Annotated in this window: 25 protein-coding genes; 10 read left to right on the top strand and 15 right to left on the bottom strand. The window is 65.0% G+C overall.

From position 1 onward, the window contains the following. Positions 1 to 51: 51 nt before the first annotated feature. From JQ507_12630 to JQ507_12610, 5 genes are all read left to right on the top strand, one after another. Positions 52 to 351, top strand: a complete 300-nt coding sequence (locus JQ507_12630) for an acyl carrier protein (protein QRI72254.1) — start codon at positions 52 to 54, stop codon at positions 349 to 351. Positions 352 to 360: 9 nt separating this feature from the next. Continuing rightward, on the top strand, positions 361 to 837 hold the full coding sequence (locus JQ507_12625) for a beta-hydroxyacyl-ACP dehydratase (protein QRI72253.1): 477 nt from the start codon (positions 361 to 363) through the stop codon (positions 835 to 837). Further along, positions 830 to 2,014: a beta-ketoacyl-ACP synthase gene (locus JQ507_12620; protein ID QRI72252.1), complete on the top strand. Its 1,185-nt coding sequence runs from the start codon at positions 830 to 832 to the stop codon at positions 2,012 to 2,014. The genes JQ507_12625 and JQ507_12620 overlap by 8 nt, the downstream gene beginning before the upstream one ends. A gap of 117 nt (positions 2,015 to 2,131) precedes the next feature. Beyond that, on the top strand, positions 2,132 to 3,409 hold the full coding sequence (locus JQ507_12615) for a beta-ketoacyl-ACP synthase (GenBank protein QRI72251.1): 1,278 nt from the start codon (positions 2,132 to 2,134) through the stop codon (positions 3,407 to 3,409). A 17-nt stretch (positions 3,410 to 3,426) separates the two neighbouring features. Next, positions 3,427 to 4,362, top strand: a complete 936-nt coding sequence (locus JQ507_12610) for a lipid A biosynthesis lauroyl acyltransferase (protein ID QRI72250.1) — start codon at positions 3,427 to 3,429, stop codon at positions 4,360 to 4,362. Positions 4,363 to 4,392: 30 nt separating this feature from the next. Here the strand turns inward: JQ507_12610 and JQ507_12605 are convergent, their stop codons facing one another. From JQ507_12605 to JQ507_12575, 7 genes are all read right to left on the bottom strand, one after another. Further along, positions 4,393 to 5,502 (bottom strand): polyamine ABC transporter substrate-binding protein, encoded by a 1,110-nt coding sequence (locus JQ507_12605; protein QRI72249.1) that lies wholly within the window; start codon positions 5,500 to 5,502, stop codon positions 4,393 to 4,395. 6 nt (positions 5,503 to 5,508) lie between these two features. Continuing rightward, complete coding sequence (locus JQ507_12600) at positions 5,509 to 6,678, bottom strand: aminotransferase (GenBank protein ID QRI72248.1); 1,170 nt, start codon at positions 6,676 to 6,678, stop codon at positions 5,509 to 5,511. Positions 6,679 to 6,686: 8 nt separating this feature from the next. Further along, a complete protein-coding gene (locus tag JQ507_12595; protein ID QRI72247.1) occupies positions 6,687 to 7,016 on the bottom strand; it encodes a rhodanese-like domain-containing protein in 330 nt (109 codons plus the stop codon). Positions 7,017 to 7,153: 137 nt separating this feature from the next. Further along, entirely contained in the window at positions 7,154 to 9,079 is a 1,926-nt protein-coding gene (locus JQ507_12590; GenBank protein ID QRI72246.1) for a potassium transporter Kup, read from the bottom strand. A 154-nt stretch (positions 9,080 to 9,233) separates the two neighbouring features. Beyond that, positions 9,234 to 11,138 (bottom strand): potassium transporter Kup, encoded by a 1,905-nt coding sequence (locus JQ507_12585; protein QRI72245.1) that lies wholly within the window; start codon positions 11,136 to 11,138, stop codon positions 9,234 to 9,236. Positions 11,139 to 11,251: 113 nt separating this feature from the next. After that, entirely contained in the window at positions 11,252 to 12,082 is an 831-nt protein-coding gene (locus tag JQ507_12580; GenBank protein QRI72244.1) for a flagellar motor protein MotB, read from the bottom strand. Between the two features lie 44 nt (positions 12,083 to 12,126). Further along, positions 12,127 to 12,900, bottom strand: coding sequence for a MotA/TolQ/ExbB proton channel family protein (locus tag JQ507_12575; GenBank protein QRI72243.1), 774 nt, complete (start codon positions 12,898 to 12,900; stop codon positions 12,127 to 12,129). A 274-nt stretch (positions 12,901 to 13,174) separates the two neighbouring features. Between JQ507_12575 and JQ507_12570 the strand changes: the two genes are divergently transcribed. Continuing rightward, entirely contained in the window at positions 13,175 to 14,152 is a 978-nt protein-coding gene (locus tag JQ507_12570; GenBank protein ID QRI72242.1) for an NADPH:quinone oxidoreductase family protein, read from the top strand. 27 nt (positions 14,153 to 14,179) lie between these two features. Here JQ507_12570 and JQ507_12565 read toward each other — a convergent pair whose 3' ends face one another. Continuing rightward, positions 14,180 to 14,842, bottom strand: coding sequence for an enoyl-CoA hydratase/isomerase family protein (locus tag JQ507_12565; protein QRI72241.1), 663 nt, complete (start codon positions 14,840 to 14,842; stop codon positions 14,180 to 14,182). A gap of 124 nt (positions 14,843 to 14,966) precedes the next feature. On the opposite strand from JQ507_12565, the gene JQ507_12560 reads away from it, so the two are divergent. The 3 genes from JQ507_12560 to JQ507_12550 all read left to right on the top strand — a co-directional run bounded on the left by JQ507_12560 (position 14,967) and on the right by JQ507_12550 (position 17,254). Beyond that, the gene (locus JQ507_12560; GenBank protein ID QRI72240.1) at positions 14,967 to 15,854 is read left to right on the top strand and encodes an alpha/beta fold hydrolase; all 888 of its coding nucleotides are present in this window, start codon (positions 14,967 to 14,969) and stop codon (positions 15,852 to 15,854) included. A gap of 746 nt (positions 15,855 to 16,600) precedes the next feature. Next, positions 16,601 to 16,795 (top strand): hypothetical protein, encoded by a 195-nt coding sequence (locus tag JQ507_12555; protein ID QRI72239.1) that lies wholly within the window; start codon positions 16,601 to 16,603, stop codon positions 16,793 to 16,795. A 225-nt stretch (positions 16,796 to 17,020) separates the two neighbouring features. Beyond that, on the top strand, positions 17,021 to 17,254 hold the full coding sequence (locus tag JQ507_12550; protein QRI72238.1) for a hypothetical protein: 234 nt from the start codon (positions 17,021 to 17,023) through the stop codon (positions 17,252 to 17,254). A gap of 9 nt (positions 17,255 to 17,263) precedes the next feature. Here the strand turns inward: JQ507_12550 and JQ507_12545 are convergent, their stop codons facing one another. Both JQ507_12545 and JQ507_12540 read right to left on the bottom strand, forming a co-directional pair. After that, a complete protein-coding gene (locus JQ507_12545) occupies positions 17,264 to 18,535 on the bottom strand; it encodes an FAD-dependent oxidoreductase (GenBank protein ID QRI72237.1) in 1,272 nt (423 codons plus the stop codon). Between the two features lie 62 nt (positions 18,536 to 18,597). After that, positions 18,598 to 20,253 (bottom strand): thiamine pyrophosphate-binding protein, encoded by a 1,656-nt coding sequence (locus JQ507_12540; GenBank protein QRI72236.1) that lies wholly within the window; start codon positions 20,251 to 20,253, stop codon positions 18,598 to 18,600. Positions 20,254 to 21,110: 857 nt separating this feature from the next. Between JQ507_12540 and JQ507_12535 the strand changes: the two genes are divergently transcribed. Beyond that, positions 21,111 to 22,601 carry a PAS domain-containing protein gene (locus tag JQ507_12535; GenBank protein ID QRI72235.1) on the top strand — a complete coding sequence of 497 codons (1,491 nt, stop codon included), beginning with the start codon at positions 21,111 to 21,113 and terminating at the stop codon, positions 22,599 to 22,601. 23 nt (positions 22,602 to 22,624) lie between these two features. On the opposite strand, the gene JQ507_12530 is transcribed toward JQ507_12535, so the two are convergent. Genes JQ507_12530 through JQ507_12510 form a run of 5 tightly spaced genes read right to left on the bottom strand, consistent with a single transcriptional unit; the run spans position 22,625 to position 26,647 of the window. Further along, positions 22,625 to 23,770, bottom strand: a complete 1,146-nt coding sequence (locus JQ507_12530) for an acyl-CoA dehydrogenase family protein (protein ID QRI72234.1) — start codon at positions 23,768 to 23,770, stop codon at positions 22,625 to 22,627. Positions 23,771 to 23,782: 12 nt separating this feature from the next. Further along, positions 23,783 to 24,610, bottom strand: a complete 828-nt coding sequence (locus JQ507_12525) for an SDR family oxidoreductase (GenBank protein QRI72233.1) — start codon at positions 24,608 to 24,610, stop codon at positions 23,783 to 23,785. Between the two features lie 8 nt (positions 24,611 to 24,618). Then, entirely contained in the window at positions 24,619 to 25,026 is a 408-nt protein-coding gene (locus JQ507_12520) for a MaoC family dehydratase (protein ID QRI72232.1), read from the bottom strand. After that, the gene (locus JQ507_12515) at positions 25,023 to 25,454 is read right to left on the bottom strand and encodes a MaoC family dehydratase N-terminal domain-containing protein (GenBank protein ID QRI72231.1); all 432 of its coding nucleotides are present in this window, start codon (positions 25,452 to 25,454) and stop codon (positions 25,023 to 25,025) included. The genes JQ507_12520 and JQ507_12515 overlap by 4 nt, the downstream gene beginning before the upstream one ends. A gap of 8 nt (positions 25,455 to 25,462) precedes the next feature. Then, complete coding sequence (locus tag JQ507_12510; GenBank protein ID QRI72230.1) at positions 25,463 to 26,647, bottom strand: lipid-transfer protein; 1,185 nt, start codon at positions 26,645 to 26,647, stop codon at positions 25,463 to 25,465. Between the last annotated feature and the right edge of the window lie 42 nt (positions 26,648 to 26,689).

The raw sequence follows: 26,689 nt of genomic DNA, 5'->3' as shown, positions 1-26,689 counted from the left end.
GCCTCCTCCGAGCCGACCCGGAATTACCTTCAATATATCAAAGGCTTAATGATGTCCTCCACATTCGAGCAGATCGCCAACATTATCGCGGAGACCTGCGACATCCCGCGCGATACGATCAAGCCGGAGAGCCACGCGATCGACGACCTCGGGATCGACAGCCTCGACTTCCTGGACATCGCCTTTGCTATCGACAAGGCCTTCGGGATCAAGATGCCGCTCGAGAAGTGGACCCAGGAGGTCAACGACGGCAAGGCCACGACGGAGCAGTACTTCGTGTTGCAGAATCTCGCCGACCGCATCGACGAGCTGGTTGCGGCCAAGAACGCGGGCACGGGCTCAGCCTCGTAATCACCCGTCATGCAGCTTGAGACTTTTCAGCTGATCGATCGGATCGTCGACCTCAACCTCGACGCAAGGACCATTGTCGTCGAGGCGGATGTCCCGCCCGACAGCCATTCGGTGTTCGCGGGGCATTTCCCGGGCTATCCGATCATGCCCGGCGTGCTGCTCACCGAAGCGATGGCGCAGAGCTCGGGCTGGCTGATCCTCGGTCTGACCAAATTCGAGCGCATGCCCTTCCTTGCCATGGTCAAGGAAGCCAAGATGCGCGGCTTCGTCAGCCCCGGCTCGACCCTGACGATCGACGCCAAGATCGAGCATGAAGGTTCAGGCTTCACCGTGACCTCGGCGAAGGTCCGCGTCGGCAAGGAGCTCAAATGCAATGCCGAGCTGACCTTCCGTCATATCCCCTTCCCCAGCCCGCACTTGCGCGTGCACATGGATGCCATGGCCAGCAAGATCGGGTTTCCGCAGCAGGCGATGAGTAATGGCTGAAAAGGAAGTCTGGATCACCGGCGTCGGCCTGCTCTCCTCGCTCGGCGAGGGACTGGATGCACATTGGGAGGCGCTAGGCGCCAAGCGCGTCAATGCCGACGAGAAGCGCCTCGCGCCATACGTGATCCATCCGATCGCCCCCGTCAGCTTCGACGCCCAGATCCCGAAGAAGGGCGATCAGCGTCAGATGGAAATGTGGCAGCGCATCGGCACCTATGCCGCCGGCCTGGCGCTCGACTCCGCCGGCGTCAAAGGCAATCAGGAAATCCTGTCGCGGATGGACATGATCATCGCAGCCGGCGGCGGCGAGCGTGACCTCAATGTCGACCTGGCGATCATGAACGCCGATGCGCAGGGCAAGCTGCCGCCCGCCCTGCTCAACGAAAAACTGATGAACGAGCTGCGCCCGACGCTGTTCCTGGCGCAGCTCTCCAATCTGCTCGCCGGCAACATCGCGATCGTTCACGGCGTGTGCGGGACATCGCGCACCTTCATGGGCGAGGAGGCCTCGAGCATCGACGCCGCGCGGATCGCGGTCGCGCGGATCGGCGCCGGGCAGAGCGACATCGCGCTGGTCGGTGCCGCGCATAACGGCGATCGCGGCGACCTCTTGATGCTCTATTCGTTCGGCGACTTCGCCCTCAAGGATCAATACGCCCCGGTCTGGGCCCGCAGGAACCATCCGGGCTTCGCCATCGGCTCGGCCGGCGCATTCCTGGTGATGGAGTCGCGCGAGCACGCCGAGGCGCGCGGCGCCAAGCCGTACGCCAAGCTGACCAAGGTGGTCGCCGACCTTGCCAAGCGCAAGCAGCCCGGCGCAGTGACGCAATCGCTGCGGGCGATGTGGCCGCAGCTCGGCGTCAGCAACGACAACGCCATGCTGATCACGGGTGCGACCGGCGCTGAGCCTGCGACCAGCGAGGAGCGCGCGTTCCTGGGTCAGCATCCCGGCCTTGCGGTGCGCGCCACCGGAACGACGTTTGGGCACACGATGGAGGCCCAGTTCCCGCTCGGGCTCGCGCTGGCCGCCCTGTCGATCTCGCGCGGCGCGCTCTACCCGGCCAACGACCCGACCGGGCTGGAGGTTGAAAAGACCGAAGCGCCAACCCAGATTGTCGTATTGGGGGTCGGCCACTGGCAGGGCGAAGGCATGGCGCTGGTCGAGGCCGTCAGGTAGAGCATGCTCCGGAAAAGTGCGACGCGGTTTTCCGGAAATATCATGCTCAAATGAACAATTGAGGCGCGATGACTCTCATTGCGCTTTCAGTCCGGCGCAAGCACCGACGGGGACACCATGACAGCACCACGCGATAAATTCGGCCGACCGATCGTTGTCGTGACCGGCATGGGAATCGTGACGTCGCTCGGCGGCGGCAAGACCGACAATTGGAAGCGCCTCACCGCAGGTGAGTCCGGCATCAAGACCGTGACACGCTTCCCGCTCGACAGCATGAAGACGACGATGGCCGGCGCCGTCGATTTCGTCACCGTCGACCCCTTCTCCTCGACCAGCCTGTCGCAGCGTCTGGCCGAGATCGCGGCTGAAGAGGCACTGGAGCAGTCCGGCATCGGCAGCAAGGGCGACTTCCCCGGCCCGCTGTTCCTGGCGGTCGCGCCGATCGAGACCGAATGGCCGCAGCGGCTCGAGGTCGCGCGCGACGTTCCGACCAAGGACTTTGGCATCATCGAATATCTGGCGACCTGCAGCGGCGGCAAGTTTGCGCACTTCCACCGTCGCTTCACCTTCGGCTCGGTCGCGCTCAGCCTCGCCGAGACCTTCGGCACCAAGGGGTCGCCGATCTCGCTCTCGACGGCCTGCGCCTCCGGCGCGACCGCGATCCAGCTCGGCGTCGAGGCGATCCGCCGCGGCGAAACCGATGCGACGCTGTGCATCGCCACCGACGGCTCGGTCAATCCCGAAGCCATGGTGCGGTTCTCGTTGCTCTCGGCCCTCTCGACCCAGAACGACCCGCCGCAGGCCGCCTCCAAGCCGTTCTCGAAGAACCGCGACGGTTTCGTGATGGCCGAAGGCGCCGGCGCGCTGGTGCTGGAGAGCTACGATGCCGCGATCGCCCGCGGCGCGCGCATCCTGGGCGTCGTCGCCGGCTGCGGCGAGCTGACCGATTCATTCCACCGCACCCGCTCGGCGCCCGACGGCAAGCCGGCGATCGGCTGCGTGCGCAAGACGCTTGCCGACGCGGGCATGGAGCCTGAGCAGATCGACCACATCAACGCGCACGGCACCTCGACGCCGGAAAACGACAAGATGGAATATCTTGCCACTTCGGCAGTGTTCGGCGAACACACCAAAAACATTCCGGTGTCGTCGAACAAGTCGATGGTCGGCCACACCATCTCCGCCGCCGGTGCGGTCGAGGCGATCTTCTCGCTGCTCACGCTCGAGCATCAGCGGATCCCGCCGACGATCAATTACGAGGTGCCGGATCCCGCGATCCCGTTCGACGTGGTCGGCAACAAGGCGCGCGATGCCAAGGTGACCGCCGTGATGTCGAACTCGTTCGGGTTCGGCGGGCAGAACGCCTCGCTGATCCTGACGCGCGAGCCGGCGTAACGCCCTCGCCTCATCAGATGAAACGCCTGCTCCTTCGCACCAGGGCGCACCTGCGCGACGCCGCAAAGCCTGTGGCCAACGTTGCCATTGGCGCGCTGACGACCGGCCTCTTGCGCACCACGCGCTATTTCGATCCGGAGAAGACCGCAAAGTTCTTCGGCCACGCGGCGCATTTCATCGGCCGGCGGCTGCGCGAGGATCGCATCGGCCGCGAGAACCTCACGGCCGCCTTCCCGGAGAAGTCGCCGCAGGAAATCGAGGAGATCCTGACCGGCGTCTGGCACAACCTCGGACGCATCGGCGCCGAATTCGCGCATATCGACCGCATCTGGGACCATGATCCCCGGAATCCCGACAAGCCAGGCCGCGTCGAATTCTCGGCGCGCAGCAAGCAGTTGTTCGACCAACTGCGCGATGACGGTAAACCGGCACTGTTCTTCGCCGCGCATCTCGGAAACTGGGAGCTCTCGCCTATTGCTGCCGCCGCGCACGGCCTCGACGCCACCATCCTGTTCAGGCGGCCGAACATCGAAGCCGCCGACCGCGCCATCGAGCGCATCCGCGCCGTCAATTTGGGCACGCTGGTCCCGGCCGGCCGCGACGCCCCGCTCAAGCTGGCGCAGGCGCTGAAGAACGGCCAGCATGTCGCGATGCTGGTCGACCAGTATCTGACCAACGGCGTTCCCGTCACCTTCTTCGGCCGCAAGACCACCGCGAATCCGCTGTTGGCGCGGCTGCGCCGCCAGATCGACTGCCCGATCCACGGCACGCGGATCATCCGCCTGCCCGACGGCCGCTTCCGCGGCGAGGTCACCGAAGAAGTCAAACCGGTGTTCGATGCATCCGGTCAGATCGACATCCAGGGCACGATGCAGGCGATCACCGACATCGTCGAGGGCTGGGTCCGCGAATATCCGGATCAATGGCTCTGGCTGCACCGGCGCTGGCGGTAACGCCCTCGCATTGGAACGCGCGAAGGCGCGTCACTTCCCGGTCTTCACGCGCGTCCACAGCCGGTTGATGATTCGCTGCGTCGCCGGATCGCGTGCCGTGATCACGAACAACTTCTTCTGCATCGCCTCGTCGGGATAGATGTTCCTGTCGTTGAAGATCTTCGGATCGATCAGCTTCTGGCTCGCCAGATTGCCGTTGGCGTAGGACAGGAAGTTCGAATTCTTCGCCGCGACCTCTGGACGATAGAGGTAGTTGATCAGCTCATAGGCCTCCGCGACGTTCTTGGCATCTGCGGGGATCGCGAGATTGTCGAAGAACATCTGCGCGCCCTCTTTCGGGATCGTGTAGCCGATCTCGACGCCGGACTTGGCTTCCGCGGCCCGACTGCGCGCCTGCATGATGTCGCCGGACCATCCGACCACGAAGCAGATCTCGCCTGAGGCTAATGCGCTGAGATATTCGGACGAATGGAATTTGCGCACATAGGGCCGGATCTTGGTAACGAGATCGGCGGCCTTCTCGAGGTCAGCCTGCTTGGTCGAATTCGGGTCGAGGCCGAGATAGCTCAGCGCCGCCGGCAGGATGTCGTCGGCGGAGTCCAGCATGTGGATGCCGCAATCCTTGAACTTGGCGAGGTTCTCCGGCTTGAACACCATGTCCCAGCTGTCGATCTTCGCGTCAGGCCCGAGGATCTTCTCCGCCATCTTGACGTTGTAGCCGATGCCGGTGGTGCCCCACATGTAGTTGGCGCCGTAGTTGTTGCCGGGATCGTAGGTCGCGAGCTGCCCGGTCACGACAGGCCACGCATTGGCGAGGTTCGGCAGCTTCGACTTGTCGAGCTTGAGGAACACCTTCGCAGTGATCTGGCGCTGCAGGAAGTAGCCGGTCGGCACCACGACGTCGTAGCCCGACTTGCCCGCTAGCAGTCGCGTCTCCAGCGTCTCGTTGGCGTCGAACGTATCGTAGACCACCTTGATGCCGGTTTCCCTCGTGAAGTCCTCGAGGACTTCAGGCGCCATGTAGTTCGACCAGTTGTAGAAGTTGACCGTGCGCTCCTCCGCACTGGCGGACGCCGCGAACAACAGAGCCGAGGCGATCGTACCGACGAGGCCGACGAGACGACGGTTCTGCTTCTGCATTCTGGTCTACCTCTTGCGACGATGAACGGCGTCGGACAACCGCTCAAGCGCGGTGTCGAGTGTCGAATCCTTCTTGGCGAAACAGAACCGCACCACCGACGTCACCGCATCCTGCTCGTAAAACGCCGACACCGGAATAGCCGCGACCTTGTAATCCCTTACAATTCTCCAGCAGAATTCCGCATCGGTCTCGTTGAGCCCGAGCGGCGACAGATCGACGGTGAGGAAGTAGGTCCCCTGCGACTTCAGCACCGGAAAGCCGATGCGCTCGAGTCCTTTGGTGAGACGGTCGCGGCTCCGCGCCATGTCCTTGCGCATGTCGAGGAAATAGTCGTCCGGCTTGCCGAGGCCGTACGCCACCGCCGCCTGCAGATTGGGCGCCGTCGTGAAGGTGAGGAACTGGTGTACCTTCGCAGCGACGCGCAGCAGCGGCGGCGCGGCGCAGACGAAGCCGATCTTCCATCCGGTCAGCGAGAAGATCTTGCCGGCGCTGCCGACCTTGATGGTGCGATCGCGCATGCCCGGAATCGTGATCAGCGGGATGTGCTCGCGGCCGTCGAACACGACGTGCTCCCAGACCTCGTCGCAGATCGCGACGACGTCGAACTCCTGGCAGTACCGCGCCAGCAGTTCGAGGTCCTCGCGAGGATAGACCACCGCCGCCGGGTTGAGCGGATTGTTGAACAGCACCGCCTTGGTCTTGTGGTTGAAGACGCTGCGCAGCATCTCCTCGTTCAGCCGCCACTCCGGCGGCTCGAGCCGCAGCAGGCGCGGAATGCCGCCGGCCTGGCGGATGATCGGCAGATAGGAATCGTAGACCGGCTGGAAGCACACCACCTCGTCTCCTGGCTCGACCAAGGAGAGGATCGAGGAGGTCAGCGCCTCGGTGCCCCCCGAGGTGACCATCACCTCGGTCATCGGATCGAGCTTGAGCCCGTGCCAATGGCCGTAATGCGATGCGATCGCCTGACGGAGCTCGGGGATGCCCATCATCGACGGATACTGGTTGTAGCCGTTGATGGACGCGTCCGCGGCGGCCCGGCGGATGTCCTCCGGTCCGGGATCGTCAGGAAAGCCCTGGCCGAGATTGATGGCGTTGTTGTCGCGCGCAGCCTGCGACATCGCCTCGAAGATGGTGACGGGAAGGTCCGCGAAGACCTTGTTCATGGAGGTCATGTCGGGGATCAGCCGCCCGTTTTGGTCGGCAGGCCCGCCGCCTTCCAGCCGATGATGCCGCCCGCCAGATGCTTGTCATAGGGCAGACCTGCAGCCTGGGCAGCCAGCGAGGCGGTCACCGAGCGCTTGCCGGAGCGGCATGCGAACACCACCTGCTTGCCTTGCGGATCGGGAATCGCCGCCGGATCGAACGTCGACAGCGGCACCACGGCGCCATCGGGATAGGCCTCGACGGCAACCTCATTGGGCTCGCGGACGTCGACCAGGAGATAGCGGCCCTCCGCTATGCCCTTCGACACCTCGTCCGGAAACAAATCTTCCACCTTGTGGTCCGCCACGGAAATATCCTCCCGACTATCCGATTGGCGAGCGTCGCGCGGCTCGCCGGTCCGGGCCGCAAACTCGCCCCTTGCGTCGAGAAAATCAAGCGCCCGAAACGGGTTAGATGTCGCGCGGAAATGCCGGGTCGTGCCCCCTAGATCGTGACTTGCGTACCGACCTCGACCACCCGCCCGGTCGGGATCTGGAAATAGTCGGTGGCGTCGTTCGAGGACCGGCTCAGCGCGATGAACAGATGATCCTGCCAGCTTGGCATGCCCGAATGCGCCGCCGGCTTCAGGGCACGGCGGGACAGGAAGAACGAGGTCGACATGATGTCGAACTGCCAGCCGAGCTTGCGGGCGATCGCCAGCGTCTTCGGCACGTTGGGTTGCTCCATGAAGCCGAATTTCAGCGTCACCTTGGAGAAGGTTTCGGTCAGCTGCTCCATCCGCACCCGCTCGGACGGATCGATGCGCGGCGTCGGCGCGGTCTCGATGGTGAGGATGACGTTCTTCTCGTGCAGCACCTTGTAGTGCTTGAGGCTGTGCATCAGCGCGGTCGGCGCGCTGACGGGATCGCTGGTCAGGAACACCGCGGTGCCGGACACGCGCTGCGGCGGCCGCTTCTCGAGCATCGCGACGAGATCGGCGAGCGGAAATTCAAGCTTGCGCGACTTCTCGAACAACAGCCGGCTGCCGCGCCGCCAGGTGTACATCACCACGATCATCGCCCCGCCGAGCGCCAGCGGTACCCAACCGCCCTCGAACACCTTGAGCAGGTTGGCGGCCAGGAAGGTGATGTCGAGGAAGAGGAACGGCGCAACCAGCGCGGCGGCGGCGATCGGTGACCATTTCCAGACCCGCCAGATCACCACGAAGCCCATCATCGCCGTCACCACCATGGTGCCGGTCACCGAGATGCCGTAGGCCGACGCCAGCGCGCTCGACGAGCGGAACATCAGCACCAGCACGATGACCGCGATGAACAGGAAGCGGTTGATGCGCGGCATGTAGATCTGGCCGGAATGCGCTTCCGAGGTGTGGCGGATTTCGAACCGCGGCAACAGGCCGAGCTGGATCGCCTGGCGGGTCAGCGAATAGGCGCCGGTGATGACCGCCTGGCTCGCGATCACGGTCGCCATGGTCGCGAGCGCAACCATCGGGATCAGCGCCCAATCCGGGAACATCAGGAAGAACGGATTCTCGATCCCCTTGGGATCGCCGATCAAGAGCGCACCCTGCCCGAGATAGTTGAGCGCCAGCGACGGGAGCACGATGAACAGCCAAGCGGTCTGGATCGGGCGTTTGCCGAAATGGCCGAGGTCGGCATAGAGCGCCTCCGCACCGGTCACCGCGAGGAACACGGCACCGAGCGTGATGAAACCGATCACGCCGTGATGCAGCATGAACGACACCGCAAGGATCGGGTTGAGCGCGTGGAGCACCTCGGGATGCCGCACGATCTGCGGCAGCGCCGCGATCGCGATCACGGCGAACCAGACGCACATCACCGGGCCGAAGAAGGCCGCGACGCGTGCGGTGCCGCGCGACTGCACCGCGAACAGGGCGACCAGGATCACGACCGTGAGCGGGACGACATAGGGATCGAATGTCGAGGTGACGAGCTTGATGCCTTCGATTGCGGACAGCACCGAGAGCGCCGGCGTGATCACGGCATCGCCGTAGAACAGCGCGCCGCTGATGATGCCGAGCAGCACGATGGCAGCGCCCCCTCTAGTGGCCGCGCGCTGCGCCAGCGCCATCAGCGCCAGCGTCCCGCCCTCGCCATTATTGTCGGCGCGCAGGAGGATCACGACGTATTTCAGCGTCACCACCACGACCAGCGCCCACAGGATCAGCGACACCACGCCGAGCACCGCATGAATCGTCACACCGCCCTCGCCGCCGGCCGCCGCGACGACGGCTTCGCGCAGCGCGTACAGCGGGCTGGTGCCGATGTCGCCATAGACGACGCCGATGCTGCCGAGCATCAGCGCCTTGAAGGTGGCGGTTGAATGCGCCTCGCCATGGCCATTTGCCGCGGGCGTTTCCGCCGCGGTGATCGCACTCTCGGATGACATGGGAAGCTGCGCCTCTGTCTTTTGCCGCACCGCACAATGCCCGGATGCAGGCCTATACTCCCGGCAGGAATGCATAGGTTAGCACGGATTCAGGCCTCCACTATGCGTATCACGCATAGATCACGGCTTTTCAACGCCGGAATTCGCTGTTTGCTCAAATAGTTACCTGGGTACCGACTTCAACCACCCGGCCGGTCGGGATCTGGAAATAGTCGGTCGCATCGTTGGCGGAGCGGCTCATCGCGATGAACAGGTGGTCCTGCCACTGCGGCATGCCGGACTGCGCCGACGGCTTCAGCGAACGGCGCGACACGAAGAAGGAGGTCGACATGATGTCGAACTGCCAGCCGAGCTTGCGCGCGACCGCGAGCGCCTTCGGTACGTTCGGCGATTCCATGTAGCCGAAGCGCAGCCGCACCGCGGTGAACTTGTCGCTGACCTTCTCCATGTTGACGCGCTCGGAAATGTCGACGCGCGGCGTCGGCGCGGTCTCGATGGTCAGGATCACGTTGTGCTCGTGCAGCACCTTGTTGTGCTTGAGATTGTGCAGCAGCGCGGTCGGCACGAAGCTGGGGTCGCTGGTCAGGAACACCGCGGTGCCCTTGACGATATGCGGCGGCCGCTTCTCCAGACTGTGGATCAGGTCGCGCAGCGGCACCTCGATGCGCCGGGTCTTGGCGATCAGGATCGCAGCGCCCCGGCGCCAGGTCCAGATCATCGTCGCCATCACGACGCCGAACAATAGCGGCACCCAGGCGCCCTCGAACAGCTTCAGCAGATTGGCGCTGAAGAAGGTCATGTCGACGATCACGAACGGCAGGATCAAAGCCGCGGCCGACGCCACGCGCCAGTTCCACAGCTTCCAGATCACGATGAAGCCCATGATGCCGTCGGCGACCATCGTGGTCGAGACCGCGATCCCGTAGGCCGAGGCGAGCCCGCTCGAGGTGCGGAACAGCAGCACCAGCAGCAGCACGCCGATCAGCAGCAGCCGGTTGACGCGCGGCAGATAGATCTGCCCGGCATGGGTCTCCGAGGTGTAGCGGACCTCGAAGCGCGGCAGCAGCCCGAGCTGCACCGCTTGGCTGATCAGCGAATAGGCGCCGGTGATGACCGCCTGGCTCGCGATCACCGTCGCCGCAGTGGCAAGCCCGACCAGCGGCAGCAGCAGCACCTCCGGCACCATGCGGTAGAACGAGTTCTCGATCGCGGCGGGATCGGACAGCACCAGCGCGCCCTGCCCGAAATAGTTCAGCAACAGCGAGGGCAGCACGAAGAACAGCCAGCCGGACTGGATCGGCTTGCGGCCGAAATGCCCGAGATCGGCGTACAGCGCCTCGCCGCCGGTCACAGCGAGGAACACCGCGCCCAGCGTCACCAGGCCGACGGTGCCGTGGGTCAGCAGGAACTGGAGCGCGTAATAGGGATTGATCGCCGCCAGCACCGAGGGCTCGTCCATGATGTGGGCCAGCCCCATCGTCGCGAGCGAGGCGAACCACAGCACCATCACAGGTCCGAACGCGGAGGCGACGCGGGCGGTGCCGGTGCGCTGCACCGAGAACAACACGACCAGGATCAGGATCGTCAGCGGCACCACATAGTGCTCGAGATGCGGCGTGGCGAGCTTGAGGCCTTCGACCGCCGACAGCACCGAGATCGCCGGCGTGATCATGGAATCGCCGATGAACATCGAGGCGCCGACCACACCGAGCGCGAGCAGCGGCCAGCTGCGCCGCCCGATCGCGCGCTGACCGAGCGCCATCAGCGAGAGCGTGCCGCCTTCGCCGTTGTTGTCGGCGCGTAGCAACAGCAGCACGTATTTGGCGGTGACGACGGTGAACAGCGCCCACAGGATCAGGCTGAGCACCCCCAACACCATGATGCGGGTGACCGGCTGGCCGTGCGCGGCGCCACCGACCGCCTCGCGGAATGCATAGAGCGGCGAAGTTCCGATGTCGCCGAACACCACCCCGATGCTGCCCAGCGTCAGAGCCCAGAAGCTGGAGGTGGCTCTGCCGCGCCCCTCCTGGGCCTCGGTGGATGAGACGCTGACAGCCATAGCGAGGTTGGAACGCCCGGTCGGTTGATTTTGATCCGCGCGGCTATCGACGCTTCCGTACCGCCTGTCAACCAACCAACACGGCTAGCTTGACGGTAGCATCGTATTTGCGGCTACGGCTTCAGATCCGGCGGCAGTGGCGGATTTTCCCGCATCAACGTGATGGTCACGCGACGGTTCGCCGGCAGCGTCGGATCGTCGGGAAACAGCGGCTGGCCGTCTGCCTTGCCGGAAACCGCGAAGACGTGCGACGGCGGCAGGCCTTCCCGCTCCAGGATCTGCCGCACCGCGTTGGCGCGGTCGGCGGACAGGTCGAAGGCGTCGTAATCGCTGCGCGCCGGCACGAAGCCTGCGGCTGTATGCCCCACGATCGCGACCCGCAGCGGCGTCGCCTTCAACGGCGCGGCAAGCTTCTGGATCAGCCGGCGGGTGCGCTCATACGGCTCCCTGGAACCGTCGGCGAACATCGAGCGGCCGTCCTGATCGACGATCTCGAGGTTGAGGCCCTCCTTGGTCTCCTCGAACATGATGTTCTTGGAGATCTCGGTCAGCTCCGGCATGTCCTGCAGCGCCTGCCGCAACGAAGCGGAGGCGAGCGCGAATTCGCGGTCGATCTTCAGCCGCGCGCCGTTGAGCTGGCTGCGCTCCTTTTCGTCCGGCGTCGGATTGGCCGAGGAATCTTCCGGCGAGATGTGCTCGACATTCTTCAGCTTCGGCCGGGTCGGCAGGCCGTCGGACTCGACGATGCCGGAGTAGCGCACAGTGGTCTGCACGCCGAAGGCGTCGCGCATCGAGCCCGCGACGATCTTCAGCTTGTTGTTGTCCATGGTCGAGAACGCGACGAGCATCACGAAGAAGCTCATCATCAGGCCCATCAGGTCCGCGAAGGTCACGAACCAGCCGTGACCTCCACCGTGAGCGTCGCCGCGTTTTTTCTTGGCCATTGTCGCGTTTTTTTCCGGCTGCGTTTCCCGAAAGCGCCGGCCGATCAGGCCGGAACCGGCTCGCCTTCCTCGTGGCGATGCTTCTCCGGCAGATAGGCCAGCAGCATCTCGCGCACCAGCGCCGGGCTCTTGGAATCGCGGATCATCAGGATGCCGTCGATGATCAGCGTGCGGTTGGTCTCCTCGTCGAGCAGCTTGCCGTGCAGCTTGTCGGCGATCGGCAGGCAGAACAGGTTGGCGACCAGCGCGCCGTACAGCGTCGCGAGCAACGCGGTCGCCATGAACGGGCCGAGCTTGGAGGGGTCGGTCATGTTGGCGAACATCTGCACCATGCCGATCAGCGTGCCGATCATGCCGAACGCGGGCGCGCAGTCGCCGATCGCGCGATAGATCTTGCTGCCCTCGTCGAGGTGCATCAGGAAATTGTCGCGGTCGCGTTCCAGATTGTCGCGGATGAATTCGAGATCGTAGCCGTCGGCGACATAGCGGATGCCCTTGGCGAGGAACGGCTCGTCGGTCTCGACCTTTTCCAGGCCGACCGGGCCCTGCTTGCGGGCGATCTCGGCGATGCGGGCGAGCTCCTCGACGAGGTCGCGCGCCGACAGCCGGCTCATCGTGAAGGCGAACTTGGCGCCGAGCGGCAGACCATGCAGCATCACGCCGAGCGGAAAGCGGATCATCGTCGCCGCGATCGAACCGCCGAAGATGATGATCATGGCATGCTCGGAAATGAACATGTGCAGGTCGCCGCCCATGAACATCATCACCGCGATGACGATGATGCCGGCCAGCAGCCCGGCGCCTGTCATGATATCCATGAAAAACTCCAACGCGAACGCAACCCGCCTGTCCTGGACGGCGCGCAGCCCCGGGGCGGGCCGCGTGGAAAAACCCTAACGTTAATGCGCTTAAGGACGCGTTACCGAATTTGGTAGGGATAACAACGGGTAAACGCCGGCAATTTCGCGATGTCGTTGAAGATGTTGGCTTTCTGCCCGGACCGCCGCCGCGCCATGCGCAAAAGGCCTCCCCGTAGAACAACGGACATGAGATAGCTTCTGCCAGAGGAAACCAACCAGCGAGCAGGACAGGATGAAGGCGGTCGTCGTCGAGCAATATGCACCCATCGATCGGATCGGGCTGAAGGAGATCGCAACCCCTGACCCCGCCGCCGGACAGATCCGAGTCCGGGTCCACGCCGCGAGCATCGGCTTCGTCGATGGGCTGAAGGTCGAGGGCCGCTACCAGACCAAGGATGCCCTGCCCTTCACACCCGGCGCTGAATTCGCAGGCGTGGTCGATGCGGTCGCGAGCGATGTCACCGGTATCGCGCCGGGCATGCGGGTGATGGGCGCGGCGCGCTCGGGCGCGCTGGCCGAACACATCGTGGTGCCGCCCGCCGCCGTCGAGATCATGCCGGACGGATTGTCGATGGAAGCCGCGGCTGCCTTCCGCACCAACTATCTCACAGCATTGTATGCGCTCGCCGAGCGCGGCGCGCTCAAAGCCGGCGAGCAGCTGCTGGTGCTGGGCGCCGCCGGCGGCACCGGTGTCGCCGCGATCCAGGTCGGCAAGCTGCTCGGCGCGCGCGTCGTCGCCGCGGCCTCGACCGAGGAGAAGCGCAACTTCGCCGCAAGCTTCGGCGCCGACGCCGTGGTCGACTACACCAAGCCCGAATGGCGCGACGCGCTGAAGGACGCAACCGGCGGCCATGGCCCCGACGTGATCTTCGATCCGGTCGGCGGCGAGGTCTCGCTGCAGGCGTTCCGCTCGATCGCCTGGAATGGGCGCCATGTCGTGGTCGGCTTTGCCGCCGGCCAGATCCCCGCTCTGCCGTTCAATCTGCCGCTCCTGAAAGGCGGTATCCTTATCGGCGTCGACGCCGCCCAGATCGCGCGCCGTGAGCCCGAAGCGCAGGCGCGCGTGATGACGCAATTGTCGGCGTGGCTGAACGAGGGCCGATTGCCCCCCGTTGTCGGCAAGGTGTTCGCGTTCGACGATTTCCGCGCGGCATTCACGACGATGCAGACCCGTGCCGCGCTCGGCAAGATGGTGGTGCGGATCGGCTAGACGAACCACGGCAGGCATTGCGTCTGGTCAGTCGAACGATGAGAGAAACGCATCCTGCCCGCTCAAGGCCAACTCCTCGAGGCGCGCAGCAAGCTGGCCGCGGATTTGCCGCTTCACCGTACGAAATCCCGGCTGAGCGGCAAGGCTCCTTGCCGCAGCGATCGATCCGGCTTGCAGGTCTGCCCCCGCGCAAACCGCATCAATGATCCGCTGATCGAGGCACTGGCGCGTGTCGAGCACGGCGCTCGTCAGCGTCAGACGGCGCAACAATTCCGGCGAAAGCTCATGGCGCATCACTTCGAGGGGCCCCACCGGGAACGGGATGCCGGCCTGCGCCTCGGTCATGCCGAGCTTTGCGGCCGCGCTGTCGACCGCGAGACGATAGTCGCATCCCAGCATGAGCACGAAGCCGCCGCCTAGCGCATGGCCATTGACTGCCGCCACGACGGGAACAGGAATCGCCAGCAGGCGCGCGAGCATGCGCGTGATCGCGCGCACCATGGCATGGCGCTGCTCGCGCGCGTAGCGCGCAAATGCCCGCGTATCGACCCCCGCCGAGAACACCTGACCGGCGCCGGTGAGCACTACGCCGTTCGCCGGGCCGTCCGCGGCAGCCGCGGCAAATGCCTGCTCAAGCGACGCGATCGCGTCGAGATCGAGCGCGTTGACCGGCGGCCGATCGATGGTCAAGAGCAGCGTTTCGCCGGTCCTTGATGTGACGACAGTCATTTCATCTCCGATTGGCCATCATGACTTATGATAGACTATCATGGGAAAGCTCACGCGACCGAACGTCGAGTAGAAAGGGAGACACATGCAGCTGCTTCGAACACCGGACGAGCGCTTCGCCGAACTTCCCGGATTTGCCTTCGCGCCGCGCTACGTGGAGATCGGCGCGCTGCGTATGCACTATCTCGACGAGGGACCGAAGACCGCCCCGGTGGCGCTCTGTCTGCACGGCCAGCCGACCTGGGCCTACCTCTATCGCAACATGATCCCGGCGTTTCTGGCCGCGGGCTTGCGCGTCCTGGCGCCGGACTTGTTCGGCTTCGGCCGCTCCGACAAGCCCGTCGACGAAGACGTCTACACCTTCGATTTCCATCGATCCTCGGTGATGTCCTTGATCGAGGCGCTCGACCTGCGCCGCGTCATGCTGGTGTGCCAGGATTGGGGAGGGCTGATCGGACTAACGATACCGATGGACATGGCGGATCGCTTCGATCGACTGCTGGTGATGAATACGATGCTCGGCACCGGCGACGCGCCGCTCGGCGAGGGCTTTCTTGCGTGGCGGGCCTTCTCCAATCGCAGCCCGGACATGGACATCGCGGCGTTGATGCAGCGCGCAGTCCCCGGTCTCGCAGACAAGCAGGCCGCCGCCTATGCCGCCCCCTATCCGGACCAGCGGTACAAGGCCGGCGTCCGACGCTTTCCCAACCTGGTGCCGGACCGGCCCGATGCCGGCGGCGCGGCGCTGTCCCGGCGCGCGCGGGACTTCTGGTCGCAGCAGTGGAGCGGACAGAGCTTCATGGCGGTCGGTATGAAGGACCCGGTGCTCGGGCCGCCGGTGATGAACGGGCTGCGGCAGGTGATCCGAAACTGTCCGCCGCCGCTCGAACTGCCCGATGCCGGACATTTCGTGCAGGAAGCTGGCGAAGTCATCGTCGTGGAGGCGCTGAAGAGCTTTGGTCCGATGCGCTGAAGCGCACAAATATCCGCGTTCTCGCGACATGATTTGCCCGAGGTTTTGCTCGTCGTTTCGCCCTCAATTGAGCAGAGGGCGCAGGGAAAGCCGGGTGCCGATCGCACCCATGGGCCCCGAGCAAATGGGTAGAAGCTCGGGGGTAGGACCACAGGTGTAACCGGAAACAACCCGGCTTTCCCTGCGCGATGGGCTGCGGCTTATACGTGCTCTCCCCGGCGAGACCAGGCTTTGTTGTCACCGTCTTCGCCACGCGCACCGCGCGATGTGAAGAGACACCTGCCATGAGGGCGTCAGGACCACACGACTTCACCGTCCGCCTCATGCGCACTCGTCAGTTGCGCATTCGGCGTCCACCGCATCTCGACCCGCGTTCGTGACGATCGCGAAGCGCCCCTCGATCGGGTGAGACGAGCAGACCGTACACTAAGTTGCACTTCTGATAAAGCGAAATATTTTACGCGTGGGGACTTGACGCGTTTCCACTCAATTGCCTCGTCGGGCAACTCAGCGGCAGGAGGCCAATCCATTCCTTCGTCATTCCGGGGCGCACCTCCTGGCGCGAGCCCGGAATCCATTCATCCACAGAACCTGCGTCCCAACGGATTCCGGGTTCTCGCCTACGGCGAGCCCCGGAATGACGAAGGCGGGATCTGCTTCGTCGGATGCCGGCGGCAAATATCACACGTTATTGTCGGCGGGCTTCGTGCTCCCTACCGTTTGCCGAAAACGGTGGCGGGTGGAAAATGCAGGACATGCTGACGCATCTTGAAAAGCTTCGCACCGATGCTGCGGAGTGCGCCCTGATCCGCGACCTCACCACGGACATCCAGAAGCGCGAACTGTTCGCCAAGCTCGCCGAGCATCTCGCGGCGCTCGCGGCGGAGGTTGAAAAGGCCATCGCCGCGGCACGCCAGGACGGCTTGCGCGACGGCACATGAAAGCCGCAGCGGGTCGCGGGAACCAACGGCACCGCGGCGCATTGTCATTTCGCCCGTCGGTTGAGCCATCGCGTCCGGCTTCGTGTTGGTATACTTCTCCGCCGGGTGCTATTTGGGCGGCATCTGTTACGCTTCAGGACCCTTTCGTTTGGCACAATTTGCACAACCAGCATTCAGCAACGCGTCCCGCTCGCGCGGGCGGACCAGCGCCGCCAGAGACGCGCAATGAAGACGGACAAGGCCATCTGGTACGTCTCGTTCGCGATGAGGAATCCCGACGCCGGGCACCATCGCTTCGCGCGCCAGACCCGCACCTTCGCATCCGAGCAGGATGCCAAGGCATTCGCGCGCAGCCTGCTGGTTCAGACGCAGGACATCAGCGCCGGCACGATCAACCCGCATATGCCAAGGCGTGTGATCGCGCCGGCGGCGATCACCGCCTGGGCCGGCGACAGCTGAGGTTTCCTCTTACAGAAATCGCGCAGGCGCGAACGGTGCTAGCGGAATCTCCGGCGGCTGGCCGCTCAGCAGCTGCGCGACCAGCCGGCCGGTGCGGGCCGAGCCGACCAGGCCGACATGGCCGTGGCCGAAGGCGTAGACCACGTCGCGCGTCGCACTGGCATGGCCAATGCAAGGACGCCCGTCGGGCATGCTCGGGCGGTGGCCGAACCAGGTCTTGATCCGCGATGGCGGGATATCCCGCGGCAGCTTCGGGAACATGCTGAACAGATGCTCGCGCAGGATCTCGGCGCGCTGCCAGTTCGGCTCGGCGTCGAGCCCGGCGATCTCGACCGTGCCGGCGGCGCGCAGGCCCTTGTCGGTCCAGTTGACGACCATCTTTGCATCCGAGGCCATCATCGAATTGCGCGGTCCGGATTCCGGATTCTCGATCATGACGTGATAGCCGCGCTCGGTTTCCAGCGGCAGCCGATCGCCGATCGATGCGGTCAGCTGCTTGGAGCGCGCGCCGGCGGCAACGACTGCCGCATCGCAGGCGATCTCGCCGCTCTCGCTGACCACGGCGACCAGCCTGTCGCCCGCAAGCCTGAGGCCGGTTGCCTTGGCAGCCACGCGCGCGGCACCGTGCGCGATCGCGTGCGCAGCGAGCGCCGCGACATAGGCGCCGGGATCGCGGCAGCGGCCCGCCTCCTCGACCACGACCCCGAACTTGTAGCGCGGATGCAGATCGGGCTCGCGCTGGCGCATCTCGTTTTCGTCGAGCTCCAGCCATTCGATGCCGACGCGCTTGCGGATGCGCCAGCCGAGATCCTTGTCGAAAGGCGCGCGCGACGGAAACACATGCATCACGCCGCGCCGTTCGATCAACTCGGGGACGCCGGCTTCCTCGGCGAGCTGCCGGTGCAGCAGCGGAGCGTCCTTCAGCAGATTGCGCATCGCCCGCGCGGTGGCCTCGACCTGCGCCTCGGTCCAGCTCGACAGCAGATATTTGACCAGCCACGGCAAAGCCTTCGGCAGATACGACCAGCGGATCGCGAGCGGCCCGAGCGGGTCCATCAAATAACCCGGCACCTTCTTCCAGGTGCCGGGTTCGGCCGGCGGGATCACCGAATGCGACGACAGCCAGCCGGCATTGCCATAGCTCGCGGCCTGCTGACCGCCGGGCTCGCCGGGATCAATCAGCGTGACGCGATGGCCCGTGCGCAGCGCTTCGATGGCACTGATCACGCCGACCGCACCGGCGCCGATGATCGCGACGTGACGGCCGGTGGACGGAGCCATTAGCGCGAGGCCTTTCTCTTGGGCATGATCTTGCTCGGAAAACCGCTACGCACTTTTCCGGATCATGCCTGTGGCACAAAATCCTTGCCGACCGACAGCGCGCGCTGGTCGACCAGGCAGTGCAGGATCGCGGGCTTGCCGGAGGCCAGCGCGCGCTCGAAGGCGGGCGCGAAATCCTCGGTGCGCTCGACCCGCTCGCCATGGCCGCCGAACGCCTTGGCGTAGAGTGCAAAATCCGGATTCTTGAGCTGGGTGCCGACGACGCGGCCGGGATAGTCGCGCTCCTGATGCATGCGGATGGTGCCATATTGCGCGTTATCGATGACGACGACGATCAGCGGCGCGTCGTACTGCACGGCGGTGGCGAACTCCTGCCCGTTCATCAGGAAGCAACCGTCGCCGGCGAACGCGACGACGACGCGATCCGGATGCTGCCGCTTGGCCATCACAGCCGCCGGCACGCCATAGCCCATCGAGCCCGAGGTCGGCGCGAGCTGGGCCGCGAAACTGTGGAAGCGATGGTGGCGATGGATCCAGCCCGCATAATTGCCGGCGCCGTTGCAGACAATCGCATCCTTCGGCAAACGATCGCGCAGCCAGGTCACGACCTCGCCGTATTGGAAATTGCCCGGCAGCTCGCGCGGCTTGTCGGTCCAGGCCAGATAATCCGTGTGCGCCTTCGCCGCCTCGCCCTTCCAGGCCGGCGTGGCCGATGGCTTCATGGTCTCGACAGCGGAGGCGAAGGCTGCGGGCGTCGCCTGGATCGCCAGCGCCGGCTGGTAGACCCGACCGAGCTCCTCGGAGCCGGGATGGACATGGACCAGCTGCTGGCTCGGTGTGGGAATGTCGAGCAGCGTATAGGACGATGACGGCATCTCCGACATGCGGCCGCCGATCAGGAGAATGACGTCGGCACCGGTGATGCGATCCCTGAGCTTCGGGCTCGGGCCGATGCCGAGATCGCCGGCATAGCGCGAGTGGTCGGCGTCGATCAGCGAAGCGCGACGGAACGAGGTCGCGACCGGGAGATCAAAACGCTCGGCAAAGCGCGCAATGCCTTTCGCCGCCTCTGCGGTCCAGGCAGAACCGCCGAGCACCACGATCGGCGCCTTGGCCGATGCGAGCAGCGCGCCGAGACGCTCGAGATCGGCCGGCGCCGGCCAGGTGGCCGCGGGCACGACCTTCGGCGCGTCGGCGACGGCTGCGGTTTCGGTCAGCATGTTCTCCGGCAGCGAGATCACCACCGGACCGGGCCGCCCCTGCAACGCGACGCGGAAGGCACGTGCGACCAACTCGGGAATGCGGTCGGGACGATCGATCTCGACGGCCCATTTCGCCATGGTGCCGAACACCGCCTTGTAGTCGAGCTCCTGGAACGCCTCGCGCTCGCGCATCCCGGTATCGACCTGGCCGACGAACAGGATCATCGGGGTGGAATCCTGCATCGCGATGTGCACGCCATGCGCGGCATTGGTCGAGCCGGGGCCGCGGGTGACGAAGCAGATGCCCGGACGTCCGGTGAGCTTGCCGTAGGCTTCCGCCATCATCGCCGCGCCACCCTCGGCGCGGCAGATCATGACGTCGATCGCGCTGTCATGCAGCGCATCGAGCGCCGCCAGATAGCTCTCGCCCGGCACGCAGGTGACGCGCTCCACGCCCTGCGCGACCAGCTGGTCGATCAGGATCTGGCCTCCGGTGCGGGCATTGCTTCTGGTCATGAGGGCTCCCTGCGGGCATTGGCGCGCCTTGGCGTCGCGCGGATCGTCGTCCCACGGGGGTATGATAGACCGAAATTTGGTGCAAGGCCGAAGCCGCGTCGCGAGGCCGCAGCGACGTCAAGCCATGCGATAGGCAATGGGCAACGCTATTCCATCGTCGATTTCCGCAGAGCAGACGATCGCCGCAGGGATCGCCGCGGCACGGCCGGAGCGCAGGACCACCGCGTCCGGTTGCCGAGCCCCGCCGCCGACCTCATACGGACGGATATCACGCTGCGGGCCACCGGCTCCATCGCGCAACGCGCCCTGCCCGACAACAACCTCCCGGTGCATTCTGAAGCCGGCCCATCGTCGGTGGACACAGCGTCGTGGTGATCGCGCGGCGGCGCCAGCCTGACAGGGCGTGCGCGGTGAAGTGATCCGCCGATCGATGTCGTCAACATCGAACACGCGCTCGGCGGCCGCGCCATGCCGACGTCTTGCAACGCGCGTGTGGCTGCTTCCATATGCAGAAAATGCCAATGTGCACGCTGACGAACATAGTGCGGGTCACGCGCACTACCGTACGATTACGGTGCGGCAAGCAACCGCTCGGCAGCTGCGGGGCTGGTTCGCGCGAATTTCGCCGCAGATCGTCGCCTTTCTCGCAGAATTCGACTGCGCTCGTCGCGTGCATCGCGCAATCAGCCTTGTGCCATCGCGCACGGCACATTGCATACGCTTCTTGATCGAACTCGAATCACATACGGTTCCATCGAAAATCAGCACATGCATTGCGCACATTGCACACCCTGCCGCGGCGGGACGTGCGGCTTCGTGCGACCTGTCGTAACCCCATTCAACTTGCGGAGGACTCGATGCTGGGAATCAAGAGCGTTGCAAGTGCAGTTACATCAGACAATTCTTACCGCCTGTTCGACGACATGCCGATCAGCATCATGCTCTGCGAGCTGGGCGATTTCAGGATCACCTACATCAACGAGTCGACGCGGCAGAATCTGAAGAAGATCGAGCATGTGCTGCCGGTGAAGGTCGACGCGCTGATCGGTCAGTCGATCGATATCTTTCACAAGAACCCGCAGCATCAGCGCCGGTTATTGTCCGATCCGAAGAACCTGCCGCACAAGGCCCGCATCACCATCGGCGGCGAGACGCTCGATCTCACTGTGACGGCGATGACCAATTCGCGCGGCCGCTACTCGGGGCCGATGCTGACCTGGGAGCTCGCGACCGAGAAGGCGCGGCTCGAAACCCAGACCGAACGGCTGTTGCAGATGCTCGACAACATGCCGATCAACATCATGATGTGCGACACCGACTTCAACATCACCTACATCAACCAGACCAGCCTCAAGACGCTCGACACCGTGAAGCATCTGCTTCCGGTGCGGCCGGACCAGATCCTCGGCAACTCGTTCGATATCTTCCACAAGAACCCGGCGCATCAGCGCCGCATCATCGGCGATCCCAAGAACCTGCCGCATGCGGCCAAGATCAAGCTCGGCCCGGAAACGCTCGACCTCAGGGTCTCCGGGCTGATGGACAAGCGCGGCAACTACACCGGCGCGATGCTGAGCTGGTCGGTGGTGACCGGCAATATCAAGCTGGCCGACGATTTCGAGAGGGACGTGAAGGGTCTTGCCGGGATGCTGTCATCGGCCTCGACGCAGATGCAGGGCACCGCCCGATCACTGACCACGACCGCCGAATTCGTCAATCAGCGTTCGGCGAGTGCAGCGTCCGCCTCCGAAGAGCTCTCCTCATCCGTCAACGAAATCAGCCGCCAGGTGACCGAGGCGAGCCGCATCGCCCGCATGGCGGTCGAGGAAGCGGAGAAATCCGACAAGTTAGTCGCAGGCCTCGTGACCATGGCGCAGAAGATCGGCGACGTCGTCGCGCTGATCAACCAGATCGCCGGTCAGACCAATCTGCTCGCGCTCAACGCAACGATCGAGTCCGCGCGCGCCGGCGAGGCCGGACGCGGCTTTGCCGTGGTCGCATCCGAGGTCAAGGCGCTGGCCAACCAGACCGGCAAGGCCACCGAGGACATCTCGGCACAGATCAACGAGATGCAGACCGCAACCGGCAACACCGCCACGGCGCTGAAGGCGATCTCGCAGGTCATCGTCCAGATCAGCGAGATCTCAACCGTGATCGCCAGCGCCGTCGAGGAGCAGGCCGCGGCCACCAAGGAGGTCACCGCGAACATCAACGGAACCACCAAGGCGATCGACGATGCCAGCAAGGCCGCCGAGAACGTGCTCGCGGCCTCCGGAGAAGTCGCCAGCAACGCCTCCGAGCTGGAAGTCCAGGTCGACAAGTTCCTCAAGAACGTGCGGGCGATGTAACGCCGCCGAGATCGCGCGCTTGCCTACAGCGAGCGCGCGATCAGGACCTTCATGATCTCGTTGGTGCCGCCATAGATCTTCTGGATGCGGGAATCGATGAACATCCGCGAGATCGGGTATTCCTGCATGTAGCCGTAGCCGCCGTGCAGCTGCAGGCATTCGTCGGCGGTCTCGACCTGCTTCTGCGAGCACCACCATTTCGCCATCGAAGCGGTGACCGTGTCGAGGTCGCCGGCGATCAGCCGCTCGACGCACCAGTCGACGAAGACCCGGGCGATCATCGCCTCGGTCTTGCGCTCGGCGAGCGTGAAGGCGGTGTTCTGGAACTCGATCAGCGGCTTGCCGAACGCGGTGCGCGCCTTGGTGTAGTCGGCGGTGATCTTGACCGCGCGCTCCATCGAGGCGACCGCGCCGATCGCGAGCGACAGCCGCTCCTGCGGCAATTGCTGCATCAGCTGCGCGAAGCCGTTGCCCTCCTCATTGCCGAGCAGGTTCTCCGGCGGCACCGTGACATTGTCGAAGAACAGCTCCGAGGTGTCGGAGGCGTGCAGGCCGATCTTGTCGAGGTTGCGGCCGCGGCGATAGCCCTCCGCGCCGGCTGTTTCGACGACGATCAATGAGATGCCCTTGGCGCCGGGTGCGCCGGTGCGCGCCACCACGATCACGAGATCGGCGGCCTGGCCGTTGGTGATGAACGTCTTCTGGCCATTGATGACGTAAGCATTGCCCTGCTTCTTCGCCGTGGTCTTGACGGCCTGCAGGTCTGAGCCGGTGCCGGGCTCGGTCATCGCGATGGCGCCGACCATCTCGCCCGACGCCATCTTGGGCAGCCAGCGCCGCTTCTGCTCTTCCGAGCCGTAGTTGAGGATGTAGTGCGCGACGATCGCGCTGTGCACGGAGACGCCGGTGGTCAGTTCCGGCACGGTGCTCTCGAGGTCATCGAGCACCGCCGCGTCATAGGCGAAGGTGGTCCCGAGGCCGCCATAGGCCTCGGGCACGCTCGGCAGCAATGCACCCATCTCGCCGAGCGCGCGCCAGGCCGAGCGGTCGACCAGCTTCTGCGCGCGCCATTTTTCGGCATGCGGCGCCAGGTCCTTGGCGAGGAATTTGCGGAACTGGTCACGGAAGGTGTCCAGCTCCTCGGTCATCCAGGACGATCGGTAGTGCATGTTATCCCCGTATCAGATGAGCAGACCGCCGCCGGCGACGATCACCTGACCGCTGATGTAGTTCGATTCCGGGCTGCAGAACAGATAGACCGCGTCCGCCGCCTCTTCCGGCGTGCCGCCGCGGCCGAGCGGGATCATCCGGCCCATCGCCTCCAGCATCTGCGGCTGCACCCCGACCTTGATGTCGCGGCCCGCGACGTCGATGGTCTTCTGCTGGGTCTCGATCGGCTGGGTCAGGCGGGTGTTGATCAGGCCGAACGCCACGCAATTGACGTTGACCTTGTAGCGGCCCCACTCCTTGCACATGGTGCGGGTCAGCCCGATCAGCGACGCCTTTGCGGATGAATAGCTCGCCTGACCGGCATTGCCGTAGAGACCGGCGATCGAGGAGATGTTGACGACCTTGCGGAACACCTCGCGGCCCGCTTCCGCCTCCTTCTTCGCCAGCACCCGGATCGGCTCGGATGCCGCGCGCATGATGCGGAACGGGGCGACCAGATGGACGTCGAGCATCGCCTGGAACTGCTCGTCGGTCATCTTCTGGATCGTCGAGTCCCAGGTGTAGCCGGCATTGTTGACGATGATGTCGAGGCCGCCGAACTGCTCGATGGCGCGGCCTACGAAACGATCGGCGAAGCCGGCCTCGGTCACGCTGCCATTGACCGCGATCGCTTCGCCGCCCATGGCCTTGATCTCGGCGACGACCGCGTTGCCCGGCTCGGCATCGAGGTCATTGACCACGACGCGCGCGCCCTCGCTCGCAAGCTTCAGCGCAATCGCCCGCCCGATGCCACGGCCAGAGCCGGAGACGAGCGCGACCTTTCCTTGCAGTTTCGACATGATCTCTCCTAAAGCGCGATGATCGCTTCGCCGGCGAGCTTGATCTCGCCGTGCTGGTCCTTGGTGGTGAGCGCGAGTTTCGCGCGCTGCTCACCGCCCTGCTCGATCAACTCGGTCACCATGCCTTCGCAGGTCAGCTGCGCGCCGAGCTGGGTGATCGCGGCAAAGCGGGTCGAGAACGAGCGGATCCGCGAGGGGGCGACCGCATCGGTCAGCGCCTGGCCGAGATAACCCATCACGAGCATGCCGTGCGCGAACACGTCGGGAAACCCGGCCGCCTTGGCGAAGTCGATGTCGACATGGATCGGGTTGTGGTCGCCGGAAGCGCCGCAATACAGCGCGAGGCGATGCCGGGTGATCGGCGGAAACTCCTTGTGGACGATGACATCGCCGACCGCGGGAACGCTGCTGCTCATGACGGCCTCGCATTGCGCACCACGATGGTGCGCGAGACATCGGCGACATGGACGCCGTTCTGGTTGGTGACCGGTGTATCGACCACGATCAGCGTCATCGCCCCGCCCTTCTTGTCGGTCACGCTCGTGACGCTTGGGCGGAACGTCAGGGTGTCGCCGACCACGACGGGCGCGTGATAATCGAAGCGCTGCTCGCCATGCAGCACCCGGGCGAGATCGATGCCGAGTGCGGTCAGGAACTCGAACGGGTCAGGCGCGTCCATCATCTCGAGGCAGAACAGATAGGTCGGCGGCACCGGCGCCGCCGCCCCATTACGGTAGACCGGGTTGGTCTCGCCGAGCGTATCGAGGAAGAAGCGCAGGCGTCCCGGCTCGACGCGCGCGGTCACCGGCTTGAATGCACGCCCGACGGCGGATTGATCGACCATGGGCGGCCTCAGGCACGTTCGTAGAGCGTGACGACGCAGGCGCCGCCGAGACCGAGATTGTGCTGCAGGCCGAGCCGCGCGCCCTCCACCTGCGTCGCCGCCGCGGTGCCGCGCAGCTGCCGGGTCAGCTCGTAGCATTGCGCAAGCCCGGTGGCGCCGAGCGGATGGCCCTTCGACAGCAGGCCGCCGGACGGATTGGTGACGATCCGGCCGCCATAGCTGTTGTCGCCATCGTCGATGAACTTGGCGGCCTCGCCCTCGCCGCACAGGCCGAGCCCTTCATAGGTGATCAGCTCGTTATGCGCGAAGCAGTCGTGCAGCTCGACCACGTCGAGGTCCGCAGGTCCGATGCCGGCGGCTTCATAGACCTTACTCGCGGCATCGCGCGCCATGTCGTAGCCGACCACCTGCATCATGTCGGAGGCGCCGAAGGTCGACGGCGTGTCGGTCGTCATCGCCTGCGCCGCGATGCGCACCTGCTTGTTGAGGCCGTGCTGGTCGGCGAATTTCTCCGAGACCAGGATCGCGGCGGCGCCGCCGCAGGTCGGCGGGCATGCCATCAGCCGCGTCATCACGCCCGGCCAGATCACCTGGTCGTTCATCACGTCGTCGGCGGTGACCTCCTTGCGGAACAACGCCAGCGGATTGTTCCTGGCATGGCGGCTCGCCTTGGCGCGGACTTTCGCGAACGCCGAGAGCGGCGTGCCGTATTTCTTCATGTGGCTGAGACCCGCGCCGCCGAAATAGCGCAGCGCCAGCGGCACGCCGGGCGCATCGACCAGTCTGTCGGCCGCAGCGTCGAAATCGTCGAACGCGCTGGGGCGGTCGGTGAACACGGCGCCGAGCGCGCCGGGCTTCATCTGCTCGAAGCCGAGCGCCATCACGCAATCGGCCGCACCGGACTCGATCGCCTGCCGCGCCAGGAACAGCGCGGTCGAGCCGGTCGAGCAATTGTTGTTGACGTTGACGATCGGGATGCCGGTCATGCCGACCGGATAGAGCGCGCGCTGGCCGCAGGTGGAGTCGCCGTAGACGTAGCCGACATACGCCTGCTGCACCTTGCCGTAGTCGAGGCCGGCGTCGGCGAGCGCGAGCTTCGCGGCCTCGGCGCCCATCACATGATACGGCGCATTGGCGCCGGGCTTGACGAACGGGATCATGCCGACCCCGGCAACATAGGTGCGTGACGCCATCACGTGTCCTCCCTAAAATTACCCACTGGACTATTTATTACC

Source organism: Bradyrhizobium sp. PSBB068 (assembly GCA_016839165.1).
Lineage (GTDB): Bacteria > Pseudomonadota > Alphaproteobacteria > Rhizobiales > Xanthobacteraceae > Bradyrhizobium.
Note: the sequence above shows the minus strand (reverse complement) of the source record. Positions and strands in the feature narration are given on the sequence as shown.

Bases quoted from the DNA above. Each gene is read 5' to 3' on its own strand.
- JQ507_12610 (QRI72250.1), top strand. From the start codon at position 3,427: ATGAAACGCCTGCTCCTTCGCACCAGGGCGCACCTGCGCGACGCCGCA.
- JQ507_12590 (QRI72246.1), bottom strand. From the start codon at position 9,079: ATGTCATCCGAGAGTGCGATCACCGCGGCGGAAACGCCCGCGGCAAAT.
- JQ507_12560 (QRI72240.1), top strand. From the start codon at position 14,967: ATGCAGCTGCTTCGAACACCGGACGAGCGCTTCGCCGAACTTCCCGGA.
- JQ507_12550 (QRI72238.1), top strand. From the start codon at position 17,021: ATGAAGACGGACAAGGCCATCTGGTACGTCTCGTTCGCGATGAGGAAT.
- JQ507_12555 (QRI72239.1), top strand. From the start codon at position 16,601: ATGCAGGACATGCTGACGCATCTTGAAAAGCTTCGCACCGATGCTGCG.
- JQ507_12575 (QRI72243.1), bottom strand. From the start codon at position 12,900: ATGGATATCATGACAGGCGCCGGGCTGCTGGCCGGCATCATCGTCATC.
- JQ507_12585 (QRI72245.1), bottom strand. From the start codon at position 11,138: ATGGCTGTCAGCGTCTCATCCACCGAGGCCCAGGAGGGGCGCGGCAGA.
- JQ507_12535 (QRI72235.1), top strand. From the start codon at position 21,111: ATGCTGGGAATCAAGAGCGTTGCAAGTGCAGTTACATCAGACAATTCT.
- JQ507_12580 (QRI72244.1), bottom strand. From the start codon at position 12,082: ATGGCCAAGAAAAAACGCGGCGACGCTCACGGTGGAGGTCACGGCTGG.
- JQ507_12630 (QRI72254.1), top strand. From the start codon at position 52: ATGTCCTCCACATTCGAGCAGATCGCCAACATTATCGCGGAGACCTGC.
- JQ507_12620 (QRI72252.1), top strand. From the start codon at position 830: ATGGCTGAAAAGGAAGTCTGGATCACCGGCGTCGGCCTGCTCTCCTCG.
- JQ507_12600 (QRI72248.1), bottom strand. From the start codon at position 6,678: ATGACCTCCATGAACAAGGTCTTCGCGGACCTTCCCGTCACCATCTTC.
- JQ507_12545 (QRI72237.1), bottom strand. From the start codon at position 18,535: ATGGCTCCGTCCACCGGCCGTCACGTCGCGATCATCGGCGCCGGTGCG.
- JQ507_12515 (QRI72231.1), bottom strand. From the start codon at position 25,454: ATGGTCGATCAATCCGCCGTCGGGCGTGCATTCAAGCCGGTGACCGCG.
- JQ507_12520 (QRI72232.1), bottom strand. From the start codon at position 25,026: ATGAGCAGCAGCGTTCCCGCGGTCGGCGATGTCATCGTCCACAAGGAG.
- JQ507_12615 (QRI72251.1), top strand. From the start codon at position 2,132: ATGACAGCACCACGCGATAAATTCGGCCGACCGATCGTTGTCGTGACC.
- JQ507_12605 (QRI72249.1), bottom strand. From the start codon at position 5,502: ATGCAGAAGCAGAACCGTCGTCTCGTCGGCCTCGTCGGTACGATCGCC.
- JQ507_12625 (QRI72253.1), top strand. From the start codon at position 361: ATGCAGCTTGAGACTTTTCAGCTGATCGATCGGATCGTCGACCTCAAC.
- JQ507_12570 (QRI72242.1), top strand. From the start codon at position 13,175: ATGAAGGCGGTCGTCGTCGAGCAATATGCACCCATCGATCGGATCGGG.
- JQ507_12540 (QRI72236.1), bottom strand. From the start codon at position 20,253: ATGACCAGAAGCAATGCCCGCACCGGAGGCCAGATCCTGATCGACCAG.
- JQ507_12530 (QRI72234.1), bottom strand. From the start codon at position 23,770: ATGCACTACCGATCGTCCTGGATGACCGAGGAGCTGGACACCTTCCGT.
- JQ507_12525 (QRI72233.1), bottom strand. From the start codon at position 24,610: ATGTCGAAACTGCAAGGAAAGGTCGCGCTCGTCTCCGGCTCTGGCCGT.
- JQ507_12510 (QRI72230.1), bottom strand. From the start codon at position 26,647: ATGGCGTCACGCACCTATGTTGCCGGGGTCGGCATGATCCCGTTCGTC.